The 16,812-nt window shown below is 45.8% G+C and carries 17 protein-coding genes and 1 pseudogene; 7 read left to right on the top strand and 11 right to left on the bottom strand.

The window, feature by feature from the left end; translation table 11 throughout:
- Positions 1-2: 2 nt before the first annotated feature.
- From H8S52_RS01525 to H8S52_RS01475, 11 genes are all read right to left on the bottom strand, one after another.
- A complete protein-coding gene (locus H8S52_RS01525; protein ID WP_007569251.1) occupies positions 3-413 on the bottom strand; it encodes a DNA-directed RNA polymerase subunit alpha C-terminal domain-containing protein in 411 nt (136 codons plus the stop codon).
- 24 nt (positions 414-437) lie between these two features.
- Positions 438-3,143: a helicase HerA domain-containing protein gene (locus H8S52_RS01520; protein WP_080783882.1), complete on the bottom strand. Its 2,706-nt coding sequence runs from the start codon at positions 3,141-3,143 to the stop codon at positions 438-440.
- Between the two features lie 106 nt (positions 3,144-3,249).
- Complete coding sequence (locus tag H8S52_RS01515; RefSeq protein ID WP_007569249.1) at positions 3,250-3,546, bottom strand: DUF4133 domain-containing protein; 297 nt, start codon at positions 3,544-3,546, stop codon at positions 3,250-3,252.
- Positions 3,547-3,558: 12 nt separating this feature from the next.
- Positions 3,559-3,924, bottom strand: coding sequence for a DUF4134 domain-containing protein (locus tag H8S52_RS01510; RefSeq protein ID WP_007569248.1), 366 nt, complete (start codon positions 3,922-3,924; stop codon positions 3,559-3,561).
- A gap of 74 nt (positions 3,925-3,998) precedes the next feature.
- Positions 3,999-4,325, bottom strand: a complete 327-nt coding sequence (locus tag H8S52_RS01505; protein WP_004289321.1) for a DUF4134 domain-containing protein — start codon at positions 4,323-4,325, stop codon at positions 3,999-4,001.
- 1 nt (position 4,326) lies between these two features.
- Positions 4,327-4,776: a hypothetical protein gene (locus H8S52_RS01500; RefSeq protein WP_007569247.1), complete on the bottom strand. Its 450-nt coding sequence runs from the start codon at positions 4,774-4,776 to the stop codon at positions 4,327-4,329.
- A gap of 241 nt (positions 4,777-5,017) precedes the next feature.
- On the bottom strand, positions 5,018-5,905 hold the full coding sequence (locus H8S52_RS01495; protein WP_007569241.1) for a toprim domain-containing protein: 888 nt from the start codon (positions 5,903-5,905) through the stop codon (positions 5,018-5,020).
- 81 nt (positions 5,906-5,986) lie between these two features.
- On the bottom strand, positions 5,987-7,111 hold the full coding sequence (locus H8S52_RS01490) for an AAA family ATPase (RefSeq protein WP_007569240.1): 1,125 nt from the start codon (positions 7,109-7,111) through the stop codon (positions 5,987-5,989).
- Entirely contained in the window at positions 7,089-7,463 is a 375-nt protein-coding gene (locus H8S52_RS01485) for a helix-turn-helix domain-containing protein (RefSeq protein WP_004294465.1), read from the bottom strand. Before H8S52_RS01485 ends, H8S52_RS01490 begins: the two co-directional genes overlap by 23 nt.
- Positions 7,464-7,661: 198 nt before the next feature.
- Positions 7,662-8,306 (bottom strand): hypothetical protein, encoded by a 645-nt coding sequence (locus tag H8S52_RS01480; protein WP_044301893.1) that lies wholly within the window; start codon positions 8,304-8,306, stop codon positions 7,662-7,664.
- A gap of 257 nt (positions 8,307-8,563) precedes the next feature.
- A complete protein-coding gene (locus H8S52_RS01475; RefSeq protein WP_007569236.1) occupies positions 8,564-9,694 on the bottom strand; it encodes a site-specific integrase in 1,131 nt (376 codons plus the stop codon).
- 475 nt (positions 9,695-10,169) lie between these two features.
- On the opposite strand from H8S52_RS01475, the gene H8S52_RS20135 reads away from it, so the two are divergent.
- From H8S52_RS20135 to traN, 7 genes and pseudogenes are all read left to right on the top strand, one after another.
- The gene (locus H8S52_RS20135; protein WP_186909232.1) at positions 10,170-12,278 is read left to right on the top strand and encodes a conjugal transfer protein; all 2,109 of its coding nucleotides are present in this window, start codon (positions 10,170-10,172) and stop codon (positions 12,276-12,278) included.
- 12 nt (positions 12,279-12,290) lie between these two features.
- The gene (locus H8S52_RS01465; protein ID WP_147331249.1) at positions 12,291-12,848 is read left to right on the top strand and encodes a hypothetical protein; all 558 of its coding nucleotides are present in this window, start codon (positions 12,291-12,293) and stop codon (positions 12,846-12,848) included.
- Positions 12,845-13,666 (top strand): type IV secretion system protein, encoded by an 822-nt coding sequence (locus H8S52_RS01460; protein WP_117742259.1) that lies wholly within the window; start codon positions 12,845-12,847, stop codon positions 13,664-13,666. Before H8S52_RS01465 ends, H8S52_RS01460 begins: the two co-directional genes overlap by 4 nt.
- A gap of 165 nt (positions 13,667-13,831) precedes the next feature.
- Entirely contained in the window at positions 13,832-14,470 is a 639-nt protein-coding gene (locus tag H8S52_RS01455) for a hypothetical protein (RefSeq protein ID WP_117742260.1), read from the top strand.
- A gap of 6 nt (positions 14,471-14,476) precedes the next feature.
- Positions 14,477-15,499: a conjugative transposon protein TraM gene (locus H8S52_RS01450; protein WP_186909231.1), complete on the top strand. Its 1,023-nt coding sequence runs from the start codon at positions 14,477-14,479 to the stop codon at positions 15,497-15,499.
- A 2-nt stretch (positions 15,500-15,501) separates the two neighbouring features.
- Positions 15,502-15,600, top strand: a pseudogene (locus H8S52_RS19875) (methyltransferase); the annotation flags it as partial.
- Positions 15,601-15,618: 18 nt separating this feature from the next.
- On the top strand, positions 15,619-16,812 hold the full coding sequence (gene traN / locus H8S52_RS01445) for a conjugative transposon protein TraN (protein WP_186909230.1): 1,194 nt from the start codon (positions 15,619-15,621) through the stop codon (positions 16,810-16,812).

The following is a 16,812-nucleotide window of genomic DNA, read 5'->3' as shown; positions in this document are numbered from 1 at the left end:
CGTCAACGGCGCGTCATGCCTCTTAGTGCACGTATCAGTTCGTCGGCCTCATATACGGCGGAATTTGCCACCAGACGGTGGTGTATGAATACCTCCTTGGCTATCTCGTACCTGCGTTGTTCCCACTTCGCCTCTTCTTCCTCGTCCTGCACGGAATTTCCGATACCGGCGTATTCGTCCAGTTCCTTACCGGGCATTCCCAACCGGAGATTGTACCTTTCCAGAACATCCTCTATTTCCTCGATGCTTTTTCTTCCCATGTCGCGTACCCTTACCAAGTCCTTTCCGGGCCATTGGCACAAATCCCGGATGGTTTTGATGTCGAACTCACGGAATATCCGTTGGATACGGGCTTCATATTTGCTCCCGAACTCAAGTGTCTTCACACTTTGGCTGATGTCTATCTTTTCCATTTTCTGTAATTGATGATTTGATTGTTATTGTTTTACATGAAGGTTCAATATCCGCCCGGCCTCGTTGACCTTTTGGGCGAACGGCAGGGATTTTCCGATACCGCTGGCGTTCCAATCCCGACAGTACGCCTCGATAGCTTCCTGATGGCTGCACCGCAATTCCCGCTTGTAGAGTTTCAGGGCTTCTTTCTCCGCCCGCTCGGTGGTGTAGGTCATGTAACACTCTCTTGGTTCTTCCACGCCGTACACGCCGCTGGTCGTCCCCCGGCGGATGAACACCTCTCGGAAGAAGCTGCGCCCTTCCTTGTTTTCCAGCCGGTTGATGGTGAATATCTTTTTGCAGTCCACGTCGGTAAGTCCGAGAATAGCCTTGATTTCATCGAACCGCTCGCGGAACTTGCTCTGGTCAAGCAGCATCACCACGTCGGAGTTGTTGATGATGGCTTCCTTGACGATAGGGCTGCCGATGATGTCCTGTATCTCCTGCGTCACCACGCCGACCGAGGCCCAGAACTTACGGGCCGTCTTGTACATAAACTTGATGTATTCGGCCATGAGCGGGCTGGCAATGGCCTTCCACGCTTCCTCTATGACCAGGACTTTGCGGTTCTTCTTGATACGCATCTTCTGTAAGAATACATCCATGATAATCAGTGTGACAAGAGGGAACAGGAGAGGATCATCCTTTATACTGTCAATTTCGAAGACGATGAACGTCTCATCGAACAATGAACTGTCCATGTTCTCGTTCAGCGTCTTTTCATGATTGCCGCCCCGATAGAAGTCCTTCATCATGTAACGGTACGTCGATATGTCGATGCCCGAAATATGGTTTTCGGCACAGATGTCGGGGATGCGCTGCACGGAAAATTCATAGAACGAGTTGAACGACAGCTCTTCCACTTTCAACTCCTTACGGCGGCGTTCCATCTCGTCGATCATGCGCTCGATACGCCCGGTCCGCTCTCCTTCGTCCTCGTCCTGCTTCTCGGCATGGTTACGGTCGTCGATGAGCAGCCCCTTACGCAAATCCTCCCGTTGCAGGGGTGTGAAGCCGTCGAACCCATTGAAATAAGTGTCGTAATACTCCGTGATGACCTGTTCTATCAGGCGGTCCTCTGTCTTTGTGACCGTACCCTGCGAGCCTTTCCAGATGAGCAGCACGAGGTTTTTCAGGAAGCCCGTCTTCTCCACATTCATTTCCGCCCGATTGATGCGGAATGGGTTCATCGTAATCGGTCTTTCCTCGGTATAGGAAATGTACTTGCCGCCGAGGTATTCGCAAAGTCCCTCGTAGCTGTTACCCGTATCGACCATCACCACGTCCGTTCCTTGCTCGTACAACTGGCGCACGACAGAGTTCATGTGGAAGCTCTTGCCGCTGCCCGAAGGACCGAGACAGAAAAAGTTCGAGTTGTCCGTCAGCTTGTTTTTCCCCTCCTTTCCCGTGATGTCGATAGCCACCGGCACGCCTTGGCGGTCTGTGTAGTAGATTTTCAGCGGTGTCTCCTCGCTGTGCTGTATGTGCTCCTTATACATCAGACACATCGCCGCGTCACCCAGCGTCAGGAAGCGGTCATAGTCCTCGTTCATGCCGTAACAGTTACCCGGAAACGAGTTCACGAACAGTTCCAGTTGGTTGTACGCCCTTTTGGAAATATGGATACCCATACGTCCGAAAGCATTCTCCAAGTGGTTCGTGCATTTTTGCAGGTCCGTATCGGCCGGTACGGCGACGATCAGGTTGAAATGGGTGTACACGAGCTGCTTGCTTTCCCGCGCGATGACCTCCTGCACCCGCTTGATGTCCTCCACGGCCATCTGGTTGCTCGGATTGGGAATACTGGCGTGCCGGTTCTTCTTTTTGTCCAGCAGGGCCAGTTCCCTTTTCTGGTTGGGCAGGAAGACAATCTGGTTATAGACGACCGTCTCCGCATTCGGAATGTTGTCGATGGCAGCCAGCAGGTCCACGGGCATATCCGTGTTATTGACCTCTATATTGGTGTAAGGCCGTATCAGTGAGGGCAGTGCGGCACAGTCCACATCGACAAGGCTATATACCTTGCAGCGTTTGTCGCCCATCGAGACCGTTTCGTCGTCCGCCTTGAAGTTGGTCATCGACACGATCCGCTCCTTGAAGTTCATGGCGAAATAGCGGTCCACGTATTCGCTCGCTTCGGCTTTGTTCAGGAACCTGGCCTGTACCCCGGCATCGTGCAGCTGGTCATGCACTTTGCGTATCTTGACCAGAAAGTCGCGCCACTTCTTGTTGTCGAACGAGAACAGGCGGCTCTTCTTCGCCTCCTGCGTGATGGTCAGGTAACACACGCTGTCCGTATAGTTACGCCCCTTGAAGTAACGGAAGTAGGCCGATGAGAGGAACTCGTGTTTGTCCCCCGTCTCGTTCTCGAACTGTTTCCGGATGAAGATGTCCTGTTTGTGCAGGGCATATCCTTCGCCGAGCGTCTGCGCGAGGGCGGTGAAAAGGTGCGTGAACTCGTAGTAGCTGTCGATGTTCGCACAGTATTTCTGCACGGGATTCTCTATTTTCAGGATGGCTGAATATTCGCCCGTCTTGGTGTACAGCACGCCCACGCCGTTCGTATCTTCCACAGAAAAATAGATGTCCTGAAAGATACGCTTACGCTTGCCTCCGGTACCGAACGCATAGACCGACAGGGCCATGCCGGCACACAAGGCGATAAAAAGTAGAATGATGTACAAGGTCATTTCAAAATACAATAAAAAAGGCCGGTCCACCCGGATTTCAGGCGGCCGGCCCGCGTTCAACATTCAACAAGACCACACGTTGCCCGTGATGGTTTTTCTTTTCTTCTCACAGTTTCTTCGAGTGGGCGTAGATATACACTCCGCGACCGTCTTTCTTGGTATGCAGCCCTTTCCGCTGTTTGAGCATGATAAGCGCAATACCCGTCGAGACGACCGCAACCAGCACGACCAGTCCGGCCACGAAACCCACGAGGCAGTAGGCGATGATAAATCCGACGATGGCTCCGCCGGCAACGCCCGCCGCCCAGTAGATGTAGCGTCCCTGAATACCCATGAACTCCAAAGGCCGTTGCAGGCCCTTGAACAGCGGGTAGTCGGGATAGCGTTCGTCCTTGCCTTTCATCGTGCGGGAGGGTTATGCGCCGATACCGAAGAACATCGGAAGTGCTTGTGCGGCAGCGATTAAGAAAATACATGCGCCAACGATCATCATAATCTTTTTCTTCACGTCCTGTTCCTCGTTGTTCATGGCGATGTACACCGAGATAGCGCCTACGATAGCCACTACACCGGCAATGGCGTAACACAGTTTGACCATGACGGGGACGTACTTGGCGATTTCCTCCGTCACGGTCGCCAGTGCGGTCGTACCGGCGGAGTAATCGCCTGCGGAGTTTTGGGCCATGACGGCCGTCGTGCCACACAGCAACATCAGTGTGAGCATCTGTACCTTTTTAGCAGAAAACATTCTTTTCATTTGTCTTTTTGTTTTTTGAAACATGATTATTTATTTTAGGGTAAGTATTGCAGTTCTTTCGAATCGTTATGGCGGCACCTCATTCCTGCATCCCGTTTCTATATGCGATAGCCGAAAAAGGCAGGAAAGACAAGGAAGGCACCGATCAGGAACAGGCACGCGCCCACAAGCGTTACGACGGACTTGGTAATACCGTCCTCGCCCGTGTTCATCTTTACGTAAATCTGGAATCCGGACACAATCACACAAATCCCGGCGATGGCACAACAGAGAGCTTGGACGTAGAACATCATCGTTACCACGTAGTCGTGCATCGTCGCCAGCGCATCCGCCCCCCAACTGTAATTCACGCTGCCACTTTTCGCCAGAGCCGAACAGGGGATGATGGAACAAAGCGCACATAGTATCTTCTTCGTTTTCGACATCTTACAGCTTATCTTTGACCGGTCTCCATTTCAGGCTGGGACGGTTGTCCAAGCGTCCTTTGGAAATCATTGCCTTATACATCTCTTCGTCGGTAAAGCCGTCGGACAGGTAGGGTGCGACCTTTTCCATCTGTGCCTCTGCCTTGGCTTTCAGCCGTTCGAGCCGATCCTTGGCTGTTCCATCTTTTTTCCCGGTGTCGCCGTTTTGGGCGGCAGGCGAAGCGGCAGGTACAGTCTCCGTGCCGTATGTTTCATTTCCGATTTTGAACCCGGTCTCGTTCTCCGAAACCTCGACACTCTCTTCCGTGGAATCCATCGGACCGAGGTCGAAAACTTCCTCGTCAGTCTTCTCCGTTCCCTTCTTTCCATACAGGTCACGGATGATATTGACCGCGAAATAGACGATGTACAGCACCGTCAGTACAAGGGCGAATATAAAGTATGAACCCATCTGTTTTTAAGTATGAAATTAAACTTTAATTGAACTTTGAAAGTACGGTTGCAAAGAAAAATATTATATTTGATGTAACAAAAACTCTTTATATCAAACAGTATTTTATTACATAGAAATAAGTTTGAAACACTAAAATTGAACTTTAATTTCATACTTTGAGGTATCGAAGCAGAAAAATCGGGCATAAAAAAAGCCCTCCGGGAGGAGAGCTTTCAAGGGAAAGGGTAACGATGATGCCTTACCGTTTCTTTCCGCGTAGGTAATCGTTCAGGTCCTTGTATTCGCGATAACGGGGTGCTTCGTTGCGTACACGCCCGCCATACATGCCGGCGATGGTCTCTTCCGTTTTCTGCCCTGCGAGATCATTGTCGAGATAACAGTGGATTTCCTCGTACACCTGCAAGTGTTCCAATGCTTTTTTCAGGTTGTTCACCGAGTTCATCACGAGGTAATCACAAGGTGCGTCGATGCAGACCGTATCATCACCCGCCTGTTTCAGCGTCAGGTAAGAGAGAAAATCCATGAAGCCCTCGAACACGCAAACACGGTTCTGTGTTTCACCATGAGATTGCCTGATGACAGAGATGTCCTTACACCGGATACAGCCCTTATAATAAGGATTGCGCACCTCGTACCCGCCCGCCGCGTTGCCGAAGGCAAGAGCGAAGTAGCGCCGTTTACGTAATTCATAATGGACCTCCCGGCAGAACATGCGGCCGATGTCCCCGTCGATTCCACGGGAATGAAGGTACGAGAGTAGCGCATGGTGCTGCAACGGCACGACGAGCACGTCCTTCATGTCAGCTTCGACGGGACGGGGTGTTGTCCCCGGAATCCGCACTCTTTGTATCGGGGCAGCATTTTCATGTCTCCCGATACAGGCAAGCACTTCGCTCACGCTGTTCGTCCGGTACAGGTATTTGCCCAGTTCCACAAGGTCGCCGCCCGTCGCTGCGCCAAAGTCATACCATTCGTTGAGCCGGTCGTTGACCTTGAACGACGGAGTGCGTTCATCGCGCAGCGGTGACAGATACCAGTATTGTTTTGATATCACACTCTGGGGATGGTAGCCGAGACTGGCGAGATAGTCCACGATACGCAGTTGTTTTGCTTCCGCTATGGTCATGTCATTTTCTTTTCACTTGTTTTCAAAAAACAGTTTACTTTGGTTTTTCTCCTATATATACCCGGACCAAAGTAAACTAAATTATTTTTCACCTTCCGCTTCCTCGCATTCTTCGTCGAAAAGCAGGGCTTCGGTCGGGGTCACATCGTAATAAAAGAGCTTGTCCCGTTTGACGATCAGCTTCAGGTTTTCCGTCAGGTATTGCAGCAGTTTTATCATGACGCTGCGTCCCCGTTTGAACCCGATAGCCTCATAGGAAGCCATGAGGGCCTGCAGCACGTTCTCGAAACCTTTGATGGGCCTGTCCCCGAAAGCGGCGGAAAGTGCCTCCCGGTGCTGTTCGATGGACAAATCCATGAAGCTGCTCCGGGCTTTCGGTCTTACACTGCCGTCAAACGAATAGTTATCCACCATGACCGGCAACCCTTCGTCATCAACGGAAAAGGCGAACGGTTTGAACTCCTTCTCGCGGATATGCAGCGCATGAACTTCACTGATAACGGGATTCTCCGCACTTTTGGTGATGACCAGCACCGTTTCCGCCTTATTGCTCATTTCCGTACCGATATGCCCGCGCACATTGTTGTCGCCCTTGTTCAGGTGTAGCACACAATGGATGTGCAGGTCGTATTTCGACGACCACTCCATCATCTTGTTGATGACCTCCACCGATTCGCTGGTGCTGTTGATGTCGAGCATCAGGTCGCGGATGCCGTCTATGATGACCAGCCCATACCCCTTGTTCTGACGCAGGGCATAGTCGATAACCCCGATACGGACGGCAGGAGTGTATTCCCGCAGGCAAATGAAATCGAGATTCTCGTTGTCCGTCGTGGTGGGCAGCCCCGCCAGGCGGAGAATGCGTTCCAACACGTTGTGGCAATGGAAACGGCTCTGTTCAGTGTCCACGTACAGAATCCTGCGTTTGCCTTCGGGCAGGTGCGCCCGATAGTTCAAGACCTGCCGGCCCGCCAGCGACGCGGCGACGATGGCCGAGACGTTGAACGTCTTTTTCGCCTTCGCCTTACCCGTCGAAGCGCTGAAATTACCGAGCGTCGCTATGGTGGAGTTGTCAATCCATATAATCTGGGGCGGAGTCTCGTAGGTGTCCGTGGCCTTTATTTGCGATGCCGTGAGGATATCCGACAGGCGGTTCTCGTCCAGCTCCGCCCACGAGTTACGGTCAGTTCTTTTTTCGTTTTCCATAGCGCTTCTGGTTAAAGAACGGTTGGGTTGCGGACACTTCCGTCGCCATACGCATGGCATCGTCCACCGTAGGTTCGTAGTTTTGCAAGAGCCACGCGTCCAGCTCTTCCTTCGCAAAGTAGAGCATCTTGCCGCGAGGCTTGTAGTGCGGGATTTCCTTGTTCGATGTGAGTTTGTACAACATACTTTCGGACACGCCGATATACATGCACGCCTCTTGAAAAGTGAAGACCTTCTTGGTCGTGTAAATGGTATTTTCCAGCAAAGCCACACGCTCCAACAGACCTTCCACCGGTTCCAACTTCTTGAGAACCGCTTCTATGGCGGTCAGCCGTTCGCTCAACCGCTCCATGAATGTTGTTCTGTTTTGCATAAAATACATGTTAAAATTAGACAATGGAGAGTTACCTCCGTTATGCAGCGCGCTAACGGAGGTCAAAGTTATGTGATGTGAACCGGACAGCCGGAAATACCGGCGTGATACTATGCACGTATCACGGCAATTGTCACTGTTTTATCTTTCACATACTTGGCTTTTTGGCACTTCGTGTTATATTTTCAGTCGGCTGACGGCTTTTCGTATGCCGAGGTTTGCCGATGTAATGTTGTTCCTCGCCGCAGACAGGGCGGACGAGAGGCTTGAAGCGGTAACGTATCTTGTGCCGTCTTTGGACAACAGGAACCGCCCCTTGTCGAGAACCGACTGCCAGTGAGGCAGGATGAAGGTGTTTTCGAGCAACGCGTCGAACAGGACCGCCACATGGCGGATATTGTTCACACGTATGCAGAAGCCCTTCTTGCAGGCAAAAAGCGCTTCCATGTCCTCGATGCGGAGTGTGGAAACGCAAAACAGATGATAAGCGTTGGCGCAAGCCACAATACCTGTCATCTGTTCACGGGAAAAATTACAACCGAAGGAGAGAGGTGGATCGTTTCTGGAATCTTCTATACGTGAAGAGCCGAACCATACTCCGGCAATGTCGTACTTTCGTTTCAAGGCCATGCACTCCTCGAAAGAAAATGTTTCTGCGGTAAAGAGGCTTTTGACGAGACTTGTGCAATCGATCAACAGCCCTCTGATGATATGGATGTTCATTTCATGGCAATTCCTGCAAACCGCACTGTTGCAGTCGATGTACCGGTGACTGTTTATAAAGTCATCCACATAGCGGCCATACCGTTTGCCGCCTGCCATGACGTCTTGAAGATAAAGCTCCCTCGCTTCGGAGAGCAATTCGTAAAATTCTTCCGCTACATCCTGTTCCGTAGCGAAGTGGTGCAGATGTGGTCTCCCTTCAAAAAAAGAGAGGACCTGTTGTTTTGTCCTTTCATGTCGAATTGTTTTTATGGGTTTATACTTATTATAATAGTGGCATTACTTCGACTATTTGAAAAGTCGGAGAAAAGCCGGAAATATTTACCTGTAAATTGAATTTGACATGTATAACTACATCAGTCGAATAGCCCGTTGACCAAATTGACTGCTTCGTCTTTTTTCTGGTTGATGATTTTGGCGTACACCTGTGTCATTCTCACGGAGGTATGACCAAGCAGCTTCGATACGGTATAGAGATCCGCACCGAGCGTCAGCATCATGGTCGCGAATGTGTGCCGGGCCGTGTGAAAAGTAAAACGCTTGGTGATTCCGGCCGCTTCGGCCCACGGCTTGAGATACTGGTTGATGTTTGAAGGCAAGCTGAACACATGGTCATCCGCCGCCTTGTCCTCACGCTCCGGCATCCACTTCAACGCCTCGTTGGAGAGTGGCAGGTAAATCGGTTCTTTGGTCTTCTGCATAGCCACCGCCAGACGGTATTGGCCGTTATCGACAAAGACATTCTTCCATTTCAGGCCGACAATATCGCTGATACGCAGTCCGCAGAAGCAGGAAAACAGATAGGCGTTTTTAACCCTCCCATCCTGTACCGGAGTGGCAATCAACGCCCGTACCTCTTCGATGGTCATATAGGACCGCACGCTCTCCGGCATTTTGGGCTTCTCCGATTTTTCCATTTCATTAAACGGATTTCTCAACAACCGTTTAGCCCGGACGGCAGCGTTCAGGGCACCGTTGAATATCTGATAATAGGTATTGCGTGTAGATGCTGCTATCGGCTTTCCTTTAGGGCGGAAGGTCGTCAGCATGTAGTCGATATAGCCTTGGCAAAAAGCGAGGTCAACCCGATCCAACAAAAACCTTTCCCCTGCATATTCTTTCAGGATATGGGTAACGGCCTTGATTTGACCGATGCCTTTCTTGTCGCGTTTCTCTTGGTACTCCAAATAGGTTTGCATCCAGTCCAGCAGATAAACCTTATCTGTATGGTTCACGATACCGGCTTCGCCGCTGGTCAGTTCGATAATGCGTTTCGACTTGATGGCATTCGCAGCGGCCATTGTTATTTCATTCTGCCGACGGGTATTGTTGTCCGTTCCCGGGATAAGATACAGCTTCAGGTACTCATATGTCCGCTTGCCATTGCGGTATATATCCAGATACAGACTTTTGCTGCCATCGGACAAATCCTTCATCCGAAGACGGATGGGCTCTTTTACTTTTTTAGGCTTCTTTATTCGTGGCATAATCGTATTCTTTCATTCGTTCTTTTTCGTATGCAAATGTACGAATTAAAACCGAAATCAAGAAACAAACAAGGAACAAAAATGTACCCAAAAAGAACTAATTAACAGAAAATAGCGAAAACAACTGAAAGAAACGATTTCTTTATAAATGTCTGATATAAAGCCTATTTACTTGTACTTATTTGGATTTTATTTTCATCTTTAATATGTCTGTTTGTTTATTGGTAATAATGGAAGCCTGACTTATGCTGTCCGTCTTTCTTTTCCTGAAGTATATTCACTTTATAAAGACGAGATAGAACGGTTTCATGCCGTTTATATGCAGGCTTTTTCCCATATGCCGCATAATTCCTATGTGCATAAACAGGATGTCTATCGCCGTATGCAGTACCATTCTTCTTGCGTAGGAACGTCTTATCTGTCAAAGAGCGATGCTGAACACTTTTCTGGAAGGGAATATATGCAGCATACATGTGTGCTTGCCTTTACCCTTTCTGGTCTTTCTTCTCTCTCAAAAGCCTATGAGGAGAACTGCTTTTCTTATAAAGAAGCTCTGACGGAAGCTGATGCCGAACGTTTGGATGATTTTCTTTCTGCTGTACAATTTGCATTGAATAACCTTGCTTCCTTACATTTGGAAATATCAAGCTTCTCTGTAGATGCTTTAAGAGGATATGTTTTTTCTACTGTCAATTTTTATGAGACCGAAGGCGTCAAGGATATTCATTTCGGGAAAGAGATTACTGCCGGTAAGTACACAGCTCACATGTATGCATTAACGGATGCGGAGTTTTTCTCTGCCGGTGTTTATCCGGTATATGATAAGGATAATACGGTCAGCCTTGATAGGTCAGAACTGTACATGTCTCCGGCAGAGGTGTTTGGTGGAATTCATCTTCAACATAACCATGTGTATAACCAAATACTGTATTTTTACTCTGATAAACTGCTGAAAGAAAGGCTAAGAAAGAATTTGGATGATCATATCAGAAACAGAGGGTTTGACAGAGTAAATCTTCCTGGAAAAATAGAGGCATTAAAAGGACTTGCAGATGAGATAAATAGGAACAAGGACATTCTTTGTTATGCCCATTTTTCTGTCATGCTGTGGGATGAAGATACCGACCGGCTGGATATGGCCGATAAGGATCTCCGATCTGCTTTTGATATTCGTAATATAAATTATTATATACCGGGTTATGGAAATCTGGCAGATGTGTATGCGGGTGGAATTATAGCTTGTGCTTCTTCACTTGGGATTCCGTACATGTTTACAACATCATTGTCTTTTGCCGTATCTTGTTTTGTGCATTATTCGGGGTTTAAGAATGATCCTGAAGGTATTTTCTTTAATGACCGGTTAACTCAGATTCCTTTACGCAAGGATATTTGGGATGCTAAGAACCGTCGTATCAAAGCAAGAAATGCCGTTGTAATTGCTCCCACCGGTAGCGGAAAATCCTTCTTTACGAACAATATAGTCCATCAGTTGCTTGACCAGGGATTTACAGTCGTTGCCGTGGAATTCGGTAACTCCTTCAAACAATTATGTTACCTTTATCCGGATATAGCAGTTCATATTGAATACGAACCCAGTCAACCGCTCGGCATTAATCCCTTTGATCTTGAGGGGCAACCATTAACAACGGAAAAAGAGGACATGCTGATAACTTTATGTTTACGCTTTTGGTCTCGTCCTGCTGCTGATGCCAACCTTACCGTATCGTTGCGTAAACTGATAAATGCCTATTATAGACAGATACATTCCGGCTACAGTTTTCAGGGTTTCTACACCTTTGTCACCGCCCAATACGAAAACTTATGCCCGGAGTTAAATTTGAAACCGGAGTATTTTGATATTGACTCATTTACTCATGTTTGCAGTGATTTTATGCCTGGTGGAACTTATGAAAATTTGTGCTCTGCGGAAGGGGTGGCTTCCAGTTTTAGTGACAAGCGTTTTATTCATTTTGAACTCACTAAAGTCAAGGCCAGTCCTTTTGTCGCATCCGTTGTCATGGGGCTACTGTTTGACACTATCAACAATAAGATATTGTCTGATCCTTCCAAGAAAGGCCTGATTGTTTTTGATGAATATGCGGAAACGGCTCAAATGAAGTCTGCTTCCTCTTTGGATGTGGATATTCATCAGACGGTAGCCTTTTTCTATCAGAAGATTCGTAAAGAAAATGGTGCAGTAATGACTATTATACAGTCCCCGGTTCAACTTCCGGATAATGAATACACTAAAGGTATTGTTGCCAATACCCAGTTGCTCTATGTTTTGGAAGGTACTGAAGTTGTTTACGATTCTGTCATAGATACATTTAAAATAAAGTCATCCGCTCAAATCAATCAGTTGAAATCCATTCAGAACAATTATACATCCTTACATCCCTATTCTGAGTGTTGGATTCGCTTCGGAGAGAACTATGCACTTACTGTCCGGTTGGAAGCATCCCAGCCTAAGTATCTTGCTTTCCAGACACAAGGAGAAATCCGCTCGGAACTGGATCGGATTTATGGAAATAACGGGCATAATATGCAAAAAGCCATAGAACAATATATAGAACAGTCTAAATAACCAGTTATGATTATGAAAAAGATATTCTTTTCCCTATCAGTTGTATTCTTGTACAGCGTGCAGGAGATATGCGCACAGATACCTGTGACTGATGGTGCTGCATTGAGCACGAACGTCGGAAATCAAATTACTAATGCGGCTACCTGGGGTAAACAGCTTCTTAATTTGCAGGAGCAGTCCTCTATATTGACGAAAACACTGAAATTTGTGACGGATGTATCGGCGGCGGTACGGGATGTTGCTTATGCAAAATCCTTATTGGAGCGTCAGATATATATTGTTGACAGATGTACAGAACTGTTAAAACGTGCGGATGGCTTAGATGTTTCACTTTATAGGAATGTGGAGAGTTCCGTTTCGTCTGTGCTTGTGAATAACAATTCACTTATTGATTTGCTTACTTCAACACTGACGACCAGATTTAAAATGAATGATTCGGAGCGTTTGAATACGTTGATGAGCATAAAAGCGGAGCAAACCCAATTGCTTCAGAACCTGCACACAACCGATATGATTATATCCACTTCCATTAATACCAAAGACATAATGGATTACCAATTATTTAGATGACAATGGAAGAAAATATAGGAAATATCAAGTCCATAGAGATAGCATACGAACGTACTCAAGAATATATCGTATATGATTCTTTTAAAACTGTGATGATTGCGATAGTCTTGTTTTTAGTTTTCATGAAACTGTTCGATGAGTATCAGAAAAACATTACAAATAATAACAATACGTTTGATTTGGGTAGCTATTGGGGACATATTAGGATTTATATAATTGTATGTGTGATTTCCACTTCTGCCGGTACGATATTTAATCTGGTTGAAAATGTTTTTGGTGAACTTCAGACTAACCTGATTAATGGTTTTGGCGGTGATCTTTCGGATAAAGCCTTCCAAAGTATGAGAGATTTGGTCCACAAACAGGTCTTGGCTACACAGGCTGCTCAGGGACAGCATATGGAAATATTTGTCGGGCAGGGTTTTTTTGAACTTTTGGGAACTACCTTAACCGCCACCCTTATGTCAATAGGTGTCTTTATCTATAAATACACTTATACTTTCTTTATTCTTGGTCGGTATATGTGGTTGCTTATGCTGGAATTGATTGCTCCCGTAGCTATAATGCTTGTTATCCATGAAAATACCCGTAGTTATTTCTATACATGGTTGAAAAATATGCTGATTTGCTATATGCTTATTCCAATGTTTCTTTTGGCTGAGAAGTTTTCCAATGAAGTGGCTAATTTCTTTATGGAAGGGATAAAAGGAATCGAAGCTACCGGTGACATTGCTGTTTGTATGGTGATATGTGTAGGGGTTTGGGTCAAAATAAAAATGTTCGTAGTCGTTCGTACAAAATCATCTCAATTATTTTAAACATGAAAGATAAAATGAATAATGGTAACTTGCTCTTAGTATTATCGGCTATATTCACCTCCTTTAATTCTAAACGGGCAACGTGGAAGGTAAAACTGGTACTTGCAATCCTTGCCATTATGATAAGTATATTAATAACATATCTCAGAAGATTAGTCTATTAAAATGGAAAATATAAATAAAAAACTCTTGATTGAGAAGTTCTGTGCTTATGTATCGGCCAAACGCAAGCAAGCATTATATCTGAAATTATTCTTCGTGTCCGCTACAGTCGTTATTGTGTCTGTGCTATTCTATGCCTATTCGATAACAAAGCATGCATCAGAGCAGATATTGGTAGTCAGTACTGGCGGGCAGTTTCTCCCTACCGAAACGATGGAGCTTGATCAATTATACAAGACTTTGCTTGCTGCTCATTGTTATTCAGTGAGTTATTACGTCAATAGCTTTAACGTGAATAATATCAAAAACAACCAGTCACGTGCGGCCTTTTTGGTAAATCAAGCGGAACTTAATGCCATATATGGTAAGTACAAATATGATCAGGCATATTCGGATGCAATCAATAAGGGGGTGGTTTATCAATGCGAATTTAACCAAATGGAGAACATCAGAAGTATTGATAACGGCAGCATGTATGAGGTTGTCTTTACATCAATTCTCAGTATTGTGGATAACATTGGCATGAAGAAGTTCCAAATCTTGTCAAAGGGTACAGCCATAAGAGTTACACCCCGTTTCCCTGAAAATCCTACGGGGTTTTATTTCAAGAATTATACCCAGGAATATTATCCAATAAATTAAAAGATAATGGAGAAAAGAAAAAAGAATATATTGATTATCAGTGGTTGTCTTGCGGTATCCGGGGTGTTATTGCTATCTATCTTCTCAACTGAACCGGTTCCGATGCCAGAGCAGCAGAGTCAAGAAGTCTCTCTCCGTGCAGATGTAAGTGATGTTTCTTTGTCGGATATGCTGGTAACTATAGAAAAACGTAAAAGCGTTTCCAATCTTAACTCATCTTCCGAGTTGGCCTATAATAATGCTTCTTCCCTATCGGTGGAACAAGTTGACGATCCTGAGGCAGTTGCTCGTGTGCAGGCTCTTATCCGAGCCAATAAAGAAAATCTTTCTTCCGGACTTCAGGATATAGAGACGGAACGTAATGGCGATATGATATCTTCAAAGAAAAACGATACTTTTGTCCGTGAGCGTCGGCAACTTTCAAATGAAGAAAATACGAATAGGGAAGAAGTCGAGGAGTTGGATAGTGCTGAACTCTCTGAGCCTGCTGTCCCAACAAAGCCCTCTCCATTTCATACCATTGCCCTTACCAGCACGACGAATAGGAACGCGATTAAGGCATACGTCCATTCAGAACAAGTAGTAATGGCCGGTAGTACGCTGAAAATGCGTTTGGGAGAGGCTGCATATACGGATAATGGGGTTAAGATACCCAAGAACTCACCAGTATTCGGTATTGTCACCAGTATTGACGGTGAACGTGTAAATGTACGGATTACCCATATTAATGTTAATGGTAATATTCTCCCATTCGAAAAACAAGTGTATTCAAAAGACGCCCTTTTAGGTATTTATGTTCCCGGTAATCCTAAAGCAGATGCTACGAAAGATGTTACCGGTGGTGCTTTAGACGGTTTGCCAACCAGCGGGATTCCCGGTGTTGATGCTGCTGCACAGATTGCCGGTGTGGTTGCCAGCAGTGCGGCCAATGCCGGCAAACAGGCCCTATCGAAAAATGTGCGAAAAATCAAGGTCACCATTAAAACGAACTATGAGATATACCTTCGCCCGGATGAAAAAAATAGATAAAGATGAAAGCTATCGAACGGCAACCGCTGTTTGGGCATACCACCGGAAGACATGGAAAGGCCATGTGGATGTGCTTTATGAAATTACCAATTAACGTATGACAAAAAAGAAAGGAACAAATGAAAAAAAAATTATTTTCCCTATTGGTTATATTTTTGTGTTGTATACATATAGAAAATTTATATGCCCAGACTTTCGACAATGGTGTTTCTTCTGCTGATAATTCTGTAACATTACAGGAAATTCATTCATCGTCGTTTTCTGTATCAACCAATAAGACCTTCCATCTGATTTTTCCTAATGAGGTGAAATATTTTTCAATAGGTGATGAGAATGTGGCTGGAGAAAAGATAGATGCTTATCCTTGTGCAATTCGTCTGAAGTCTGTCGTCCCTTCTTTTGAGGGTTTAACGAATATGAGTGTAGTAACGGCTGATGGCCAATATTACAGTTATAATATTTCGTTTGCTCAGGAGCTTCTTGAAACTTACTTGCAGGTGGGGAAAGATTATAAGCAACCACCAGTTATAGCGGTAAATGATAACCAACAGAGTCATTTAATATTTCCTGATAAAATAATCTATGTCGATTACGGAACGACGGATGTAGAGGTCGTGAAAGCTTCCGGCGTGGATAATATTGTTGCTGTTCGTGCATCTGCTGCTTTTGATCAGCAGACGAATGTTACGGTGATTACTCACTTCGGGAAGTTCTACACTTTTAATCTGGAGTTTGCGGAGAAACCGTCCCGACTCTCTTTTGTGGTTGATCCGGCTGCTAATGTTGCGAACAAACGTGTGGCTTTGCTGGATAACAAAGAGCTGAATAGTGTGCAGCGTGAGAATCTGCGGAAGGAGATTAATTCTCGTTTTCAATCTCTCAACAAGTTCTATAAAGATTATGCCGGTATCCGATTTGCCATAACCAATATCTTTATAGATAAGGATATCTTATTTTTCAAATTCAAACTGACCAATTACAGTAATATTGATTATGTACCTGATTTTGTCCGTTTCTATATTCAGGATTCCAAAATCCGGAAGAAAACAGCTATTCAACAGATTGAACAGACACCGTTGTTCTTTTTTGACCTTCCGGAACGTGTTTCCGCGCATGAAACCAAAAGTTTTACGGCTGCCATGAATAAATTTACCATTCCTGATAAGAAGAAGCTCATAATAGAAATGCAGGAGCTTGGCGGTGGCAGACACTTTATCTATAAACTGGATAATGAGCCTATCATATCCGCTGAAATCCTTAATCCGGGAGCAAAAGAAAAAAGTCTATTACCCCCAAAACAAGTTTTTTATTGA

Source organism: Bacteroides sp. NSJ-48 (assembly GCF_014287405.1).
Lineage (GTDB): Bacteria > Bacteroidota > Bacteroidia > Bacteroidales > Bacteroidaceae > Bacteroides > Bacteroides stercoris.
Note: the sequence above shows the minus strand (reverse complement) of the source record. Positions and strands in the feature narration are given on the sequence as shown.